Source organism: Kitasatospora sp. NPDC051705, assembly GCF_044453265.1.
Lineage (GTDB): Bacteria > Actinomycetota > Actinomycetes > Streptomycetales > Streptomycetaceae > Kitasatospora.
On the sequence record NZ_JBITCO010000003.1, the window covers coordinates 34,942 to 50,175 of the forward strand.

At 72.6% G+C, this 15,234-nt stretch carries 12 protein-coding genes; 9 read left to right on the plus strand and 3 right to left on the minus strand.

From position 1 onward, the window contains the following. Position 1: 1 nt before the first annotated feature. From ACIA8Q_RS05045 to ACIA8Q_RS05060, 4 genes are all read left to right on the plus strand, one after another. Positions 2-1,027 carry a hypothetical protein gene (locus ACIA8Q_RS05045; RefSeq protein WP_396316775.1) on the plus strand — a complete coding sequence of 342 codons (1,026 nt, stop codon included), beginning with the start codon at positions 2-4 and terminating at the stop codon, positions 1,025-1,027. Next, positions 1,024-1,179 carry a hypothetical protein gene (locus ACIA8Q_RS05050; protein WP_360211606.1) on the plus strand — a complete coding sequence of 52 codons (156 nt, stop codon included), beginning with the start codon at positions 1,024-1,026 and terminating at the stop codon, positions 1,177-1,179. The genes ACIA8Q_RS05045 and ACIA8Q_RS05050 overlap by 4 nt, the downstream gene beginning before the upstream one ends. A 222-nt stretch (positions 1,180-1,401) precedes the next feature. Continuing rightward, positions 1,402-4,047 carry an aconitate hydratase AcnA gene (acnA, locus tag ACIA8Q_RS05055; RefSeq protein WP_360211604.1) on the plus strand — a complete coding sequence of 882 codons (2,646 nt, stop codon included), beginning with the start codon at positions 1,402-1,404 and terminating at the stop codon, positions 4,045-4,047. A gap of 163 nt (positions 4,048-4,210) precedes the next feature. After that, positions 4,211-5,527 (plus strand): glycoside hydrolase family 18 protein, encoded by a 1,317-nt coding sequence (locus ACIA8Q_RS05060; protein WP_396316776.1) that lies wholly within the window; start codon positions 4,211-4,213, stop codon positions 5,525-5,527. Positions 5,528-5,589: 62 nt separating this feature from the next. On the opposite strand, the gene pepN is transcribed toward ACIA8Q_RS05060, so the two are convergent. Then, on the minus strand, positions 5,590-8,154 hold the full coding sequence (gene pepN, locus ACIA8Q_RS05065; RefSeq protein ID WP_396316777.1) for an aminopeptidase N: 2,565 nt from the start codon (positions 8,152-8,154) through the stop codon (positions 5,590-5,592). Positions 8,155-8,391: 237 nt separating this feature from the next. On the opposite strand from pepN, the gene ACIA8Q_RS05070 reads away from it, so the two are divergent. Continuing rightward, a complete protein-coding gene (locus ACIA8Q_RS05070; protein ID WP_360211598.1) occupies positions 8,392-9,024 on the plus strand; it encodes a DsbA family protein in 633 nt (210 codons plus the stop codon). Between the two features lie 70 nt (positions 9,025-9,094). On the opposite strand, the gene ACIA8Q_RS05075 is transcribed toward ACIA8Q_RS05070, so the two are convergent. Then, positions 9,095-10,507, minus strand: a complete 1,413-nt coding sequence (locus tag ACIA8Q_RS05075) for an amino acid permease (protein WP_360211596.1) — start codon at positions 10,505-10,507, stop codon at positions 9,095-9,097. Between the two features lie 280 nt (positions 10,508-10,787). Here ACIA8Q_RS05075 and ACIA8Q_RS05080 point away from each other — a divergent pair, with 280 nt between their 5' ends. The 4 genes from ACIA8Q_RS05080 (at position 10,788) to ACIA8Q_RS05095 (ending at position 14,298) form a co-directional block, all read left to right on the plus strand. After that, complete coding sequence (locus tag ACIA8Q_RS05080; protein WP_396316778.1) at positions 10,788-11,387, plus strand: biotin transporter BioY; 600 nt, start codon at positions 10,788-10,790, stop codon at positions 11,385-11,387. Between the two features lie 89 nt (positions 11,388-11,476). After that, positions 11,477-11,962 (plus strand): ribose-5-phosphate isomerase, encoded by a 486-nt coding sequence (locus ACIA8Q_RS05085; RefSeq protein WP_360211592.1) that lies wholly within the window; start codon positions 11,477-11,479, stop codon positions 11,960-11,962. 467 nt (positions 11,963-12,429) lie between these two features. Next, positions 12,430-13,563: a PP2C family protein-serine/threonine phosphatase gene (locus ACIA8Q_RS05090; protein ID WP_387898639.1), complete on the plus strand. Its 1,134-nt coding sequence runs from the start codon at positions 12,430-12,432 to the stop codon at positions 13,561-13,563. Positions 13,564-14,100: 537 nt separating this feature from the next. Then, positions 14,101-14,298 carry a hypothetical protein gene (locus ACIA8Q_RS05095; RefSeq protein WP_360211588.1) on the plus strand — a complete coding sequence of 66 codons (198 nt, stop codon included), beginning with the start codon at positions 14,101-14,103 and terminating at the stop codon, positions 14,296-14,298. Between the two features lie 33 nt (positions 14,299-14,331). On the opposite strand, the gene ACIA8Q_RS05100 is transcribed toward ACIA8Q_RS05095, so the two are convergent. Next, a complete protein-coding gene (locus ACIA8Q_RS05100) occupies positions 14,332-15,123 on the minus strand; it encodes a DUF6348 family protein (protein WP_396316779.1) in 792 nt (263 codons plus the stop codon). Positions 15,124-15,234: the final 111 nt, after the last annotated feature.

Here is a 15,234-nt window from a genome sequence, read left to right on the forward strand (position 1 = left end):
CATGGCCACCGACGTCGTACCGGGTGCGGGGCCGGCCGTCTGGCCCGCGCCGGGGGCCGCCGCCCGGTTGGGCGCGGCGCCGCTGGCGGGTTTCGCGCTGGCGGCCGCCGCGGCGCTGGTGCTGGCGCTGCGGGCGCCGACCGGTCTGGCGGTGCTGGGTCTCGCGGCCTTCGGGCTGCTGCACAACGTCCTGGAGCTGCGCTACGTGGCGGGCCGTTTCGCCGCGGTGCTGGCCGGTCCGCTGCTGCGGCTGCTGCTGGCCCTGGTGACCGGGATCGTGGTCTGCCGCCTGTTGCCGCCCTCGCCGCTCGCGCAGCGGGCGGAGATCCTGCTGGCCTACGGGCTGTTGGCGGCGGCCTGCCGGTACGGGCTGCGCGGCCGGCGGCTGCCGCTGGCGGCGGCCGGGCTGGTGCTGGCGGTCGCGGCCTCGGCGTCGCTGGCGTTCCCGGCGTACCACTTCGTGGTGCTGGCGCACCTGCACAACGTGGTGCCGCTGCTGTTCCTGTGGGAGTGGTCGCGCCGGCTGACCCGGGGGCGCACGGCGTTCCTGGTGCTGCAGGCGGGGTGGGTGCTGGTGGTGCCGGCGCTGCTGCTGGGCGGGGTGCTGGACCGCTGGCTGGCGCGGGGCGCCCAGGGCTGGACGGGCCGGCTGGTGGCGGCCTACACCCCGCCGGCGTGGCTGACGCCGGGGGTGGGCCTGCGCTTCCTGGCGGTGTTCGCCTTCCTGCAGACGATGCACTACGTGGTCTGGGTGTGGTTCCTGCCGCGGTACGCGCCGGAGGCGGCGGAGGGGTTCGACGCCCGGGTGCCGGCGCTGCGCGGCGGGCGGCCCTGGGCGCTGGGCGCTGCGGCGGGCGGGCTGCTGGCGGTGCTCTTCGCGGTGGACTACGCGCAGGGCCGGGCGCTGTACGCGGCGGTGGCCAGTTACCACGCCTATCTGGAGTTCCCGGTGCTGCTGATGCTGGTGCTGGGTCCGGGGACCGTCCGCGGGGGCGGCCCGGTGCGGAACGAGGAGGAGATGGCATGACGACGATCCTGCTGGCCGATGTGGCCCCGTCGCCGACCGGCGGTTCCGGTGGTGAGCTGGTGGCGGTGCTGCTGGTGGCCGCCGCGGTGGTGGCGGGACTCGTCTGGCTGATCAGGCTGGAGCGCCGCCGCCGCGGTCCGGACGGCCGCTGAGCTGCACCGACGTCCGCCCGGGCATGCCTGCGGTGGTGAAGACGGCAGCATGCACTATGGTTTATCTCGACATCGAGATAACTGCCCCTTACGATATATCTCGATATCAAGATACTTACCGAGAGGCGCTCGCCGGCACAGCGGGCAAGGTAAGCCTAAGTAAGGCTGACCTTACCATCCTGACGGCCGGATATAGCACGAAGCACCCAGAAGGAGTCAGTCGTGTCCGCGAACAGCTTCGACGCCCGCAGCTCGCTGCAGGTGGGCGACGAGTCGTACGAGATCTTCAAGCTCTCCGCCGTCGAGGGTTCCGAGCGGCTGCCGTACAGCCTCAAGGTGCTGCTGGAGAACCTGCTCCGCACGGAGGACGGCGCGAACATCACCGCCGACCACATCCGCGCGCTCGGGAACTGGGACGCCGACGCCCAGCCGAGCCAGGAGATCCAGTTCACCCCGGCCCGCGTGATCATGCAGGACTTCACCGGTGTGCCGTGCGTGGTCGACCTCGCCACCATGCGTGAGGCCGTCAAGGAGCTGGGCGGCGACCCGGCCAAGATCAACCCGCTGGCCCCGGCCGAGCTGGTCATCGACCACTCGGTCATCGCCGACAAGTTCGGCACCCCGGACGCCTTCGTCCAGAACGTCGAGATCGAGTACGGCCGCAACAAGGAGCGCTACCAGTTCCTGCGCTGGGGCCAGACCGCGTTCGACGAGTTCAAGGTCGTCCCCCCGGGCACCGGCATCGTCCACCAGGTCAACATCGAGCACCTGGCCCGCACGGTCATGGTCCGCAACGGCCAGGCCTACCCGGACACCTGCGTCGGCACCGACTCGCACACCACCATGGTCAACGGCCTGGGCGTGCTGGGCTGGGGCGTCGGCGGCATCGAGGCCGAGGCCGCGATGCTCGGCCAGCCGGTCTCCATGCTGATCCCGCGCGTGGTGGGCTTCAAGCTGAACGGCCAGCTGCCGGCCGGCACCACCGCCACCGACCTCGTGCTCACCATCACCGAGATGCTGCGCAAGCACGGTGTGGTCGGCAAGTTCGTCGAGTTCTACGGCGAGGGCGTCACCGCGATCCCGCTGGCCAACCGCGCCACCATCGGCAACATGTCGCCGGAGTTCGGCTCGACCTGTGCGATCTTCCCGATCGACGCCGAGACCATCAACTACCTGAAGCTCACCGGCCGCGACGAGCAGCAGCTCGCCCTGGTCGAGGCGTACGCCAAGGAGCAGGGCCTCTGGCACGACCCGTCGGTCGAGCCGGTCTACTCCGAGTACCTGGAGCTGGACGTCTCCACCGTCGTCCCGTCGATCTCCGGCCCGAAGCGCCCGCAGGACCGCGTGATCCTGGCCGAGGCCGCCGCCCGGTTCGCCGAGGCGCTGCCGACCTACGCCGCCGAGGCCTCGAAGCCGACCGCCGTCACCGCCCCCGACGGCTCGACCTACGAGATCGACAACGGCGCGGTCGTGATCGCCTCGATCACCTCCTGCACCAACACCTCCAACCCCTCCGTCATGCTGGGCGCCGCCCTGCTGGCGAAGAAGGCCGTGGAGAAGGGCCTGCGCGTCAAGCCCTGGGTCAAGACCACCCTGGCGCCCGGCTCCAAGGTCGTCATGGACTACTACGAGAAGGCCGGCCTGCTCCCGTACATGGAGAAGCTGGGCTTCAACCTGGTCGGCTACGGCTGCGTCACCTGCATCGGCAACTCGGGCCCGCTGCCCGAGGAGGTCTCGGCCGCCGTCAACGAGGCCGACCTCGCCGTCGTCTCGGTGCTCTCCGGCAACCGCAACTTCGAGGGCCGGATCAACCCGGACGTCAAGATGAACTACCTGGCCTCCCCGCCGCTGGTGGTCGCCTACGCCCTCGCCGGCAACATGAACGTCGACATCACCCGCGACGCCCTGGGCCAGGACGCCGACGGCAACGACGTGTTCCTCGCCGACATCTGGCCGTCCGAGCAGGAGGTCGCCGAGGTCGTCGCCGGCTCCATCGACGAGGCCATGTTCGACAAGGGCTACCAGGACGTCTTCGCCGGCGACCACCGCTGGCAGTCGCTGCCCGTCCCGACCGGCAACACCTTCGAGTGGGACGCCGAGTCCACCTACGTCCGCAAGCCCCCGTACTTCGAGGGCATGGCCAAGACTCCGAGCCCGGTGACCGACATCGCCGGTGCCCGCGTCCTGGCCAAGCTGGGCGACTCGGTCACCACCGACCACATCTCCCCGGCCGGCAACATCAAGCCGGGCACCCCGGCGGCGCAGTACCTCACCGAGCACGGTGTGGAGAAGCGTGACTTCAACTCCTACGGCTCGCGCCGTGGCAACCACGAGGTCATGATCCGCGGCACCTTCGCCAACATCCGTCTGCGCAACCAGATCGCGGAGGGCACCGAGGGCGGCTACACCCGCGACTTCACCCAGGCCGACGCGCCGGTGTCGTTCATCTACGACGCCTCGCAGAACTACCAGGCCGCCGGCATCCCGCTGGTCGTGCTGGCGGGCAAGGAGTACGGCTCCGGCTCGTCCCGCGACTGGGCGGCCAAGGGCACCGCGCTGCTCGGCGTCAAGGCCGTCATCGCCGAGTCCTACGAGCGCATCCACCGCTCGAACCTGATCGGCATGGGCGTCCTCCCGCTGCAGTTCCCGGAGGGCCAGAACGCCGACAGCCTGGGCCTGACCGGCGAGGAGACCTTCTCCTTCACCGGCGTGACCGAGCTGAACGAGGGCCGCACCCCGAAGACCGTCCGGGTCACCGCCGGCGACGTCACCTTCGACGCGGTCGTCCGCATCGACACCCCCGGTGAGGCGGACTACTACCGCAACGGCGGCATCCTGCAGTACGTGCTGCGCTCGCTGATCGGCTGAGCACCCCGCCAGGCCTGAGGGGCCGGACCGCACCACGCGGTCCGGCCCCTTCTGCGTGCCGCGTCTCCCGGCCCCGCCCCTTGTGCGGTGCGCCCGTCATGGACTAAACCTCTATGCCAGCTGGTCCAGACCAATTGACGCCGATTCAGAGAACAGGTCCGGTATGCCCACTCGCGCCTCAGCCCTGCTCGCCGCCGCCACCGTCGCCGCGCTGCTCGCCGCCCCCGCCACCGCCAACGCCGCCGAAGCCCACCAGGGCCCGAAGCTGAAGGGCCAGCGCGTCGGCTACTTCACGCAGTGGGGCGCCGACAGCTCCGCCAAGCGGGTCCAGGAGTCCGGCCAGGCCGGGAAGCTCACCGTCGTCAACTACGCCTTCGGCAACGTCTCCGCCGACGGCACCTGCTACGAGACCGACGCCCCCGGCCAGGGCGACGCCCACAACGACTACCAGCGAGCCTTCTCCGCCGCCGACTCGGTGGACGGCGTGGCCGACACCCCCGGCCAGCGGCTCAAGGGCCACTTCAACCAGCTGCGCAAGCTCAAGGCGAAGAACCCGCAGCTGCGCACCGTCATCTCGCTCGGCGGCTGGAGCTGGTCCAAGTACTTCTCCGACGCGGCCGCCACCGACGCCGCCCGCAAGAAGTTCGTCTCCTCCTGCATCGACCTCTACCTCAAGGGCGACCTGCCCGTCCTGCCGGGCTCCCCGGAGGGCGGCGACGGCGCGGCCGCGGGCGTCTTCGACGGCATCGACATCGACTGGGAGTACCCCGGTGGCGGCGGGGACCCGGGCAACGTGGTCCGCCCCGAGGACGGGCGCAACTACACCCTGCTGATGCAGGAGTTCCGCCGCCAGCTCGACGAACTCGGCGCCAGGGGCGGCAAGCACGGCAAGCACTACCTGCTGACCGCCGCCGTCGCCGCCAACGAGACCGTCGCCGACCGGCTCGAACTGCCCGCGCTGAGCGACTCCGTGGACTGGCTCAACGTGATGACCTACGACCTGCACGGCCCCTGGGAGGGCACGGGCCCGGCCAACCACCAGGCCAACCTGTACTCCGACCCGACCGACCCCGAGCCGCGCCGGCGCAGCGCCGACGCCGCCGTCGTGCACTACCAGGAGCGCGGCCTGCCGTCCGAGCAGACGGTGCTCGGCGCCCCGCTGTACGGCCACGGCTGGACGGGCGTCGCGGCCGGCGCGCGCGGCGGCCTCTACCAGAGCGCCACCGCCGCCGCCCCCGACCGCTCCTACAAGGAGGTCAACGCCCTGCCCGGCAAGGTCTACTGGGACCGCGACCACGGCGCGTCGTGGAAGTACGACGGCTCCACCTTCTACAGCTACGACACCGCCGAGGTGCTCACCCAGAAGGCCCGGTACGTCCGCCGGAACGACCTGGGCGGCGTGATGGTCTGGTCGCTGGACGGCGACGACGCCCAGGGCAGCGCCATCGCCGCCCTGGACCGCGGCCTGCGCCGCGGCTGACCACGGGCCGGGGTGCGCGCAGGAGCCCGCCGTGCGGACACGGCGGGCCCCTCGCAGCTCCGTCAGGCGCGGTCGCAGGCCTGCGCCCGCAGGGCGCGGGCCAGGTCGTCGCGGCACTCCAGGACCAGGCGGCGCAGCGCCGGAGCGGCCTGCGGGTGGCCGTCCAGCCAGGCGTCCGCCTCGGCCAGGGTCGACTCGCCGGTCTGGGCCCGCGGGAAGAACCCGGCGACGATGCGCATCGCGATCTCGATGGTCCGCTCGGACCAGACCCGCTCCAGCAGCTTGAAGTAGGGCGCCGCGTACAGCGCGGTCAGGTCGCGGTGGGCGGCCACCGAGAAGCCCGCGATGTTGGCCTCGACCAGGGCGTTCGGTAGCTCGTCCGAGTCGACGACGGCCGACCAGGCGGCCGCCTTGGCCTCCGGGGTGGGCCGGGCGGCCAGGCACTGGGTGTACTGGCGCCGCCCGCTGGCGGTGTTGTCGGTGGCCAGCTCGCCGGCCAGCTCCTCGTCCCCGGCCTGGCCGGCGGCGGCCAGGGCCAGCCAGAGCGCCCAGCGCAGCTCCTGGTCGACGTCCAGGCCGTCGATCCGGGCGCTGCCGGCCAGCAGGCCGCGGACCAGTCCGAGGTGCTCGGCGCCGCCCGCGGTCTGGGCCAGGAAGCGGGCCCAGGCCAGCTGGTGGTCGCTGCCGGGGACGGCGGCGCGCAGCTCGTGCAGGGCGCCGTCGGCCAGCCGGCGGCCGCCCTCGGCCCGCCAGGCCGGGTCGGCGTAGAGGTCGACGGCGGTCTTCGCCTGGAGGTGCAGCGACTGCAGCACGCCGATGTTGCCCTCCCGGCCGGCGAAGCGCAGCACCAGGGCGACGTAGTCGCGGGCCGGCATCAGGCCGTCCCGGGTGAGGTTCCAGACGGCGGACCAGGCGAGCGCCCGGGCCAGGTCGTCGCGGATGTCGCCGAGACCGGCGCGCAGGGTCTCCAGCGAGTCGGGGTCGAAGCGGATCTTGCAGTAGGTGAGGTCGTCGTCGTTGAGCAGGACCAGCGCCGGGCGGGGGCGGCCGACGGCCTCGGCGACGACGGTGCGCGCGCCGGTGACGTCGAGCTCGATCCGCTCCGAGCGCACCAGGGCGCCGTCCGGGTCCCGGTCGTAGAGGCCGACCGCGATCCGGTGCGGGCGCAGCACGTCGCCGTCCTGGACGACGGCGAGCTCGGTGATCCGGCCCGCGGCGTCGGTGGTGAGCTGCGGGGTGAGCGAGTTGACCCCGGCGGTCTGAAGCCAGGCGGCGGCCCAGGAACGCAGGTCGCGGCCGCTGGTCTCCTCCAGCACGTCCAGCAGGTCGGTGAGCTCGGTGTTGCCGAAGGCGTGGCGCTTGAAGTAGCGGCGGGCGCCCTCGAAGAAGGCCTTGGAACCGACGTAGGCCACCAGCTGCTTGAGGACGGAGGCGCCCTTGGCGTAGGTGATGCCGTCGAAGTTGAGCTTGGCGGCCTCGAGGTCGCGGATGTCGGCGGTGATCGGGTGGGTGGTGGGCAGCTGGTCCTGCCGGTACGCCCAGGCCTTGCGCTGGTTGGCGAAGGTGACCCAAGCCGAGGAGTACCGGGTGCGGGCGCCGATCAGGCCGTAGGAGCCCATGAAGTCCGCGAAGGACTCCTTCAGCCACAGGTCGTCCCACCAGCGCATGGTGACCAGGTCGCCGAACCACATGTGCGCCATCTCGTGCAGGATGACGTTGGCGCGGCTCTCGTAGGCGGCGTCGGTGACCTTCGAGCGGAAGACGAACTCCTCTTTGAAGGTCACGCAGCCCGGGTTCTCCATGGCGCCGATGTTGTACTCGGGGACGAACACCTGGTCGTACTTGCCGAAGGGGTACGGGTAGTCGAACTCCTCGTGGAAGAAGTCGAGTCCGAGCTTGGTGACGCCGAGGATCTCGTCCGCGTCGAAGTACTGGGCGAGGGACTTGCGGCACAGCGCGGCGAGCGGGACGTCCAGGGTGGTGCCGTCGGCGAGCTCGCGGCTGTAGTGGTCGGCGGCGACGTGGTACGGGCCGGCCACGACGGCGGTCAGGTAGGTGGAGATCGGCTTGGTCGGCGCGAACTCCCAGGTCCGGGCGGCGCCTTCGGTGGTGACGGTCTCGTGGACGGCGTTGGAGCGGACGTCCCAGGCGGCGGGGGCGGTCACCGTGAAGGTGAACGGGGCCTTCAGGTCGGGCTGCTCGAAGGTCGCGAACACCCGGCGGGCGTCGGCCGGCTCGTAGTGGGTGTAGAGGTACGTCTCGCCGTCCACCGGGTCGGTGAAGCGGTGCAGGCCCTCGCCGGTGCGGCTGTAGGCGCAGTCCGCCTCGACGGTGAGGACGTTCTCGGCGGCGAGGCCGTCGACGTGCACGCGGGCGCCGTCGTAGGCGGTGGCCGGGTCGATCGTGCGGCCGTTCAGGGTGATCGAGCGGACGGCGGGCGCGAGCAGGTCGAGGAAGGTGGCGGCGCCGGGCTCGGAGCAGCGGAAGGCGACCGTGGTGGTGGAGCGGAAGACGGCGGCCGCGGGATCGGGGGCGGAGGTCACGTCCAGCCGGACCCGGTAGCCGTCCACGGCCAGGATGCTGGCCCGCTGCTGGGCTTCGTCGCGGCTCAGGTTCTTGCCCGGCACGGCGGTACTCCTTTGTCCGGCTCGCACGGTGGTGCGTCTGTGGGTGGTGCGTCTGTGGGTGGTGCGGTCTCGGCACGCGGTGTCCGCGCCCCGTAGGGGCATCCTTTCACGCCCTCCGGCGCCGGTACCATTGCACAGCCGTGGTGGCGGGCCGGAATCAGCGGCGCCCGCGGGGTGTTGGGCTGCTCGGGGTGGAACACCTCCCCGATCCACTAGCACTCACGAAGGACGACCGCAGTGACGACTGCCGCTGAGCGCAAGACCGCCGACTTCTGGTTCGACCCGGCCTGCCCGTGGGCGTGGATGACGTCCCGCTGGCTGATCGAGGTGCAGCAGCTGCGCCCGGTGGACGTGAACTGGCACGTGATGAGCCTGTCGGTGCTGAACGAGCACCGCGACCTGCCGCAGAACTACCGCGAGCTGCTGGACAACGCCTGGGGAGCGGTGCGGGTCTGCATAGCGGCCGCCCAGCAGCACGGCGACGAGGTGCTCGGCCGGCTCTACACCGAGCTCGGCCTGCGCTTCCACAACCAGGGCCTGCCGCAGAACCGGGAGACCGTCCGGGCCGCCCTGGTGGCGGCCGGCCTGCCCGCCGAGCTGGCCGACGCGGCCGACACGGAGGAGTACGACGAGGCGCTGCGGGCCTCGCACAAGGAGGGCATCACCCTGGTCGGCGAGGACGTCGGCACCCCGGTGATCGCGGTCGAGGGCGCGGACGGCGAGCGGGTCGCCTTCTTCGGCCCGGTCGTCACCCCGGCCCCCAAGGGCGAGGCGGCGGCCCGGCTGTGGGACGGCACCCTGCTGGTGGCCTCCACCCCGGGCTTCTACGAGATCAAGCGGACCCGTACGGCGGGCCCGTCCTTCGAGTAGGCGACGCCCCTGCACGCCCGGAGGCCCGGTACCGCTGGTCGGTACCGGGCCTCCGGGCGTGCGTGCGGGCTCAGCGGGCGGCGGCGTCCCGGCGCTGCTTGACCAGGCCGGCGGCGATCAGCAGGACGACCAGCACCCCGGCCGCGTACAGCTGCTCCCGGTTGCCCTCGGTGGTGGTCATCAGGCCGAGGATGCCGACCACGGCGGCCATCGCCACCCAGGTCAGGTACGGGTAGCCCCACATCTTCACGGTGAGCAGCTCGGGCGCCTCGCGCTCCAGCCGGCGGCGCATCTTCAGCTGGACGATGCAGATGAACAGCCAGACCACCAGGATGGCCACACCGGTGGTGTTCATCAGCCAGGTGAACACGGTGTCGGGCCAGAACTTGGCGGCCAGCACGGCGCCGAAGCCGAACAGGCAGGAGACCAGCACCGCCCGGCGCGGCACGCCGCCGCTCACCTTGGCCAGCGCCTTGGGGCCCTGGCCGCGGCCGACCAGCGAGTAGGCCATCCGGGAGGCGCCGTAGATGTTGGCGTTCATCGCGGAGAGCAGCGCGATCAGCACCACCACCTCCATGATCGTCCCGGCGCCGGGAACGCCCAGGTGGCGCAGCACCGTCACGTACGGGCCGTCGGCGACGACCGCCGGGTCCTTCCAGGAGACCAGGGTGACGACCAGGGCCATCGAGCCGATGTAGAAGATCGCGATCCGCCACACCGCCGTGCGCACCGCGTTGGCGACGTTCTTCTTGGGGTCGTCGGACTCGGCCGCGGCGATGGTCACCGTCTCCAGGCCGCCGTAGGCGAAGACCGAGGCCAGCAGGCCGACGATCAGTCCGCTGACGCCGGTGGGCAGGAAGCCGCCCTGGCCGGTCAGGTTGTCGGTGCCGGGGGAGCCGGGGCCGAGCACCCCGGCCACGCCGAGCCCGCCGAGGACCAGGAAGGCGATGATCGCGGCGACCTTGATGGTGGCGAACCAGAACTCGAACTCGCCGAAGTTCTTCACGGCGGTGAGGTTGCTGGCGCAGAAGAAGACCATGAACAGGCCGACCCAGACCCAGGCGGAGACGCCCGGGACCCAGCCGTTGACGATCTTCCCGGCGGCGGTGGCCTCGGCCGCGACGCCGCAGCACAGCATCACCCAGTACATCCAGCCCGCGGTGATCCCGGCCCAGGGGCCGACCTCCTTCTCGGCGTGCACCGAGAACGAGCCGGAGGCGGGCCGGGCGGCGGACATCTCGCCGAGCATCCGCATGATCAGCATGACCAGCAGGCCGGAGAGGGTGAAGGCCAGGATGATCGCGGGGCCGGCGGCCGCGATGCCCGCGCCGGAGCCGACGAACAGGCCGGCGCCGATCACCCCGCCCAGCGCGATCATCGACAGGTGGCGCTGCTTGAGGCCGTGCGAGAGCTGCTGGCCGGAGGCCGGGGGAGCGCCGGTGTCGGTGGTCCCGGGCGCTGTGGGCGCGGAGGTGGGGGCCATAGGGTTGGTTCCAGACTGTGCGGAATGCGGCATGAGTTGTCCAATATCCGGGGACACCTCGGGTCATGCCAACGTGGTCGGCGCCGGGCCCACCATGTGGTCCGGACGGTCACCAGGTGCGACCGGGTGGTCACCCGCCGTCGGTTTGGGCCGGAATGGGCCGGACCCGACAACGGTCGAGGGCGGGGCTTTGTCCGAAACCGTGGCGGTGGCGGAGTGGATCACCACGTAGGTTCACAGGTGTTCACTCACCTGAGCACCCCCCCGGAGGAGACCCCCGATGGCCACTGCCACCACCCCGATACCGCGCCGCGCCGTCCTCGCCGACCTGCTGCCGTCCGCGACTACCCGCCTCGGCGCCCAGGCCCGCGACCTGGCTCTGGTGGCCGGCGGCGCCGCACTGACCGGTGTGGCGGCCCAGCTGTCCGTCAACGTCCCCGGCTCCCCGGTGCCCGTCACCGGCCAGACCTTCGCCGCCCTGCTGGTCGGCACCGCGCTCGGCACCCGCCGCGGCGTCGCCTCGCTCGGCCTCTACCTGCTGGCCGGCATGGCGGGCATGCCCTGGTTCGCCGAGGGCACCTCCGGCTGGGCGATGCCCTCGCTCGGCTACGTGCTCGGCTTCGTCCTCGCCGCCGGCCTGACCGGCGCGCTGGCCCGCCGCGGCGCCGACCGCGCCCCGGTCAACACCGCCGTCACGATGGTTCTCGGCAGCCTCGCCGTCTACGCGGTCGGCGTCCCGTACCTGGCCCTGTCGCTGCACGTCCCGCTCGCCCGGGCGGCCGAACTCGGCCTCTACCCCTACCTCGTCGGCGACGCCCTGAAGGCCGTCCTCGCCGCCGGCGCCCTCCCGCTCGCCTGGAAGCTCCTCGGCCGCCGCTGAGGCCCTTCCCGGCGAACCGGGCGTCAGGGGCGCCGGGCGCGCCCGGCCCTGTGCGGAGCCCGGGGCCAGGCGCATGCCACACTCATGGCATGCGCGTGTACCTGGGCTCCGACCATGCCGGATACGAACTGAAGAACCACCTCGTGGAGTGGCTCAAGGAGGCCGGCCACGAGCCGGTCGACTGCGGGCCGCACATCTACGACGCCGAGGACGACTACCCGCCGTTCTGCCTGCGCGCCGCCGAGCGCACCGCCGCCGACCCGGAGGCACTGGGCGTCGTGATCGGCGGCTCGGGCAACGGCGAGGCCATCGCCGCCAACAAGGTCAAGGGCGTGCGTGCGGCGCTGGCCTGGAGCGAGCAGACCGCCTCGCTCGGCCGCGAGCACAACAACGCCAACGTGATCTCCGTCGGCGGCCGGATGCACACCCTCGCGGAGGCCACGAAGTTCGTCGAGATCTTCCTCAACACCCCCTACAGCGGCGAGCCCCGGCACACCCGCCGGATCGAGATGCTGAGCGAGTACGAGACCACCGGCGAGCTCCCGCCGATCCCGGCCCACCACCCGCAGGGCTGATCCCTCTCCGTCCACCCTCCTCCGACGGCCGGTCGCACGTTCGCGTGCGGCCGGCCGTCGTCGTTCCTGTCGCCTGTCGCCCGTCGCCCGCCGACGCTGCCCACCGCCGCGTCCGGCGGCCCGAGCGGCCCGAGCGGTCCGCGGCCCGGCCGGCCTGTGTCATCGGACACAGGTCCCCGGCGTGCGATCGACGCCCCGCGCGGGGCGCGTGCGCCGCCCGTGTGGTTCGTACGCCCAACCGGCGCACGCCTCCTGACGTCGCGCCCGCCGCGGCGCCGATCGGCCGAAACCGGCTGACCGGCCCGCGCCACGGCGCATTCGCCACCGTCCGAGCCGTCGACGCCGGGCGGTACCCGTGGATAGGGTCGGGCCCCATGGCTGGCAGACCGCCGGGCGCACCGCCCCAGACGACTGCGACGAGGCCCGGCGCCGCCAAGGCGTCCGCGCCCGTGACGGCCCGGTTGCGCATGGTGCTCCGCCGGGCCCGCCGAAGGCTGCGCACGGCCGGGGTCGACTACTTCCGCGGCGGGGCCGCCGACTGGCCGGTGCTCTGCGCGCTCGCCCTGCTCGTGCCGCTGCTGATCGTGCTCAACGTCTGGATGCCCGCCTGGGCCCCGCCCACGGCCCTGGTCCTGCCGATCCTGGCCGGTGCGCTGCTGCTGCGCCCCGGCAGCCTGGTGGTGCTGTACGCGCTGGCCGCGCTCGGCCTCTCCGCGGAGTCCGTGATCCACACCGGCCAGCGGGTGGCCAGCGAGAACCCCGAGGCCTACACCTACGGCGTGACCCCGGGCGCGGCCCTGGTGGTCGGCGCCGCCGGGGTGGGCGGCCTGCTGCTGGCCCAGTTCCGGGCCCGGGTCGGGGTGCCCTGGTGGGGCGGCTCGACCATGCTGTTCGACCTGCGCGAGCGGCTGCGGGTGCAGAGCCGGGTGCCCGAGCTGCCGAGCGGGTGGCACGCGGACATGGCGCTGCGCCCGGCCGGCGGGCAGTCCTTCTCCGGGGACTTCGTGGTCGCCGCCCGGACCGGTCCGGGCCAGCGGCTGCTGGAGGTGGTCCTCGCGGACGTCTCGGGCAAGGGCATGGACGCCGGCTCCCGGGCACTGCTGCTGTCCGGGGCCTTCGGCGGCCTGGTCGGCTCGCTGCCCGCGCACGACTTCCTGCCCGCCGCCAACGGCTACCTGCTGCGCCAGTCGTGGGAGGAGGGCTTCGCCACCGCGGTGCACCTGGTGCTGGACCTGGACACCGGCGAGTACGAGCTGCTGTCGGCCGGGCACCTGCCCGGGATGCAGCGGCTGGCGGGCGCCGGGCACTGGGAGGTCAAGGAGGCGGAGGGCCCGCTGCTGGGGATCTACGACGGCGCCAAGTTCGACGGCGTGCGCGGCCGGCTGAACCGCGGCGACGTGCTGATGCTCTGCACCGACGGCATGGTCGAGGAGCCTGGCCGGGACCTCTCCGAGGGGATGGACCGGCTGATGGGGGAGGCGGACCGCCTGGTTCCCGGCAGCGGGCCGGGCGCGGGTGCGGGTGCGGCGGCGGCCCTGATCGAGACGGTGGCCCGGGACATCAACGACGACCGCGCCGTCCTGCTGCTCTGGCGCGACTAGGACGGGTCCGGGACGGGTCCGGGACGCGTCCCGTGGACCACTGCCGGACCGCCGGATCCGGCCCGGCCGCGGCGGCACATGCCGGGGGCAGGTGCTGTCAAGCCGGGCAGCTGATCTTCGGCCAAATCGGACGCCCCGTCGGCTGACCGGACCTGCCGCTTCCGTTACCCGCCGCCGGCCGCTTCCCGGCCGCTCAGCGCGGCCCCGCCGACGTTTCGTCAGAACGGCTCGGCTATCGTCCCGGTCGGCGGAAACTCGTCTCGCATCGCAGGATATCGGCGTTGGGCTGACTGTCAGACCTTTACGCAATCGGCACGGTCGACCACACTGAGTCCGGGCGGGACTGTTCAGGATTCGGGGGATTGGGGGCGTCACGTGCGGCACGGCAGACAACGTTCGACCGGACCGGGCCCCTTCGCCGGCGGCGTGCCGGTCGGTCCGGGATTCCGCCTCGGGACCGTCGGACAGGCCGGGGTCCGGCTTCGCAGGTGCCGCCGGGCGGCGGCACCACGCTATGAAACGAGGAAGTGAGTCCGGGTGGCACTCTCCGTCTCCGCGCTGGTCCTGTTCGCGATCCTGTGCATCATCTTCATCCGCAACAAGCAGATGAAGATCGCGCACGGCATCGTCGCCGCCCTGTTCGGCTTCATGCTGCACGAGACCACGGTCGCGGGCTCGATCAACTCCCTGCTGGCGAACCTCGCCCACAGCATCTCGAGCATCACCGGCGGCTGACCGGGCCGGGCCGTCCGCACCCCCGCGAGGGGATCACCGGCCGGCCCGTCTGGCCTCCCGCCAGCGGGCGAACGGCCCCCGGGGGCGGACCGCCGCCGGGGCCGGAGGACGCATCGGTGCGGGTGCCTCGGCACGCGCCGGCGCGGCCTCGACCGGTGCTGCCCGCTCGGCGGTGAGCAGGACGAACAGCCGCGCCCAGCAGAGTCGTTCGCCTCGCGGCCAGTCCAGCGCGCGCAGCGCCGCCGAGGCCGCCTCGGACACCTCGCCGTCGACCCGGACCTCGGCGACGTCGTCGCCGGCCTTCCCGCCCAGGAAGAGCTTCACCCCGACCGGCCCCGGCCCGGTCAACTGCGGCCGCAGCGCGGGCGCGAGGGCCGCCATCACCCGGTGCTCGGCGAGCCAGGCCGCCAGGTGCTCGTTGCCGAAGCCGAACACCGCCGCCGGCCCCTGCACGGCGTGCCAGCCCGGGAGTTCGGGGTGGTCCGCGTGGTCGGCGTAGACGCCGCGCCCGTCGGCCAGCTCGACCAGCACCGAGGCGGTGGTGGTCGCCCACATCCGCACCGCGTTGGCGAGCTTCTCCTCCTCGGTCTTGCCGAGGCCGGCCGCGCAGTCCCAGACCACCGGCCCGTCCGCGCGGCCCAGGTGCAGCACGTAGCCGAGGTCGACGTGGCCCGAGCCGTCGCCGCCGGGGTGCTCGCGCACCGCGACCGCCGTGGTCCCGGGGCCGCGCACCACCTCGCCGTCGGCGGTGAAGACGTGCCCGAGGCGTGCCATCTCCCGCGTCACGCAGCGCTGTATGACGGCCAGTCGCTCCTGGGGACGCACCGGGACTCCTCCACCTCGGAGCGCGGCGGGTGAGCTCGCGCTCGAACTGCGCTCGAACGCCGCCGAGGCTATCGGCCCGGAACCCAACCGGGAAACCGCCGGGGCCGTTCG

What these genes read in the sequence shown, in the direction of transcription:
- ACIA8Q_RS05045 (WP_396316775.1), top strand. Translation starts at nt 2, where the DNA reads ATGGCCACCGACGTCGTACCGGGTGCGGGGCCGGCCGTCTGGCCCGCG.
- ACIA8Q_RS05050 (WP_360211606.1), top strand. Translation starts at nt 1,024, where the DNA reads ATGACGACGATCCTGCTGGCCGATGTGGCCCCGTCGCCGACCGGCGGT.
- ACIA8Q_RS05060 (WP_396316776.1), top strand. Translation starts at nt 4,211, where the DNA reads ATGCCCACTCGCGCCTCAGCCCTGCTCGCCGCCGCCACCGTCGCCGCG.
- ACIA8Q_RS05075 (WP_360211596.1), bottom strand. Translation starts at nt 10,507, where the DNA reads ATGGCCCCCACCTCCGCGCCCACAGCGCCCGGGACCACCGACACCGGC.
- ACIA8Q_RS05080 (WP_396316778.1), top strand. Translation starts at nt 10,788, where the DNA reads ATGGCCACTGCCACCACCCCGATACCGCGCCGCGCCGTCCTCGCCGAC.
- ACIA8Q_RS05085 (WP_360211592.1), top strand. Translation starts at nt 11,477, where the DNA reads ATGCGCGTGTACCTGGGCTCCGACCATGCCGGATACGAACTGAAGAAC.
- ACIA8Q_RS05090 (WP_387898639.1), top strand. Translation starts at nt 12,430, where the DNA reads ATGGTGCTCCGCCGGGCCCGCCGAAGGCTGCGCACGGCCGGGGTCGAC.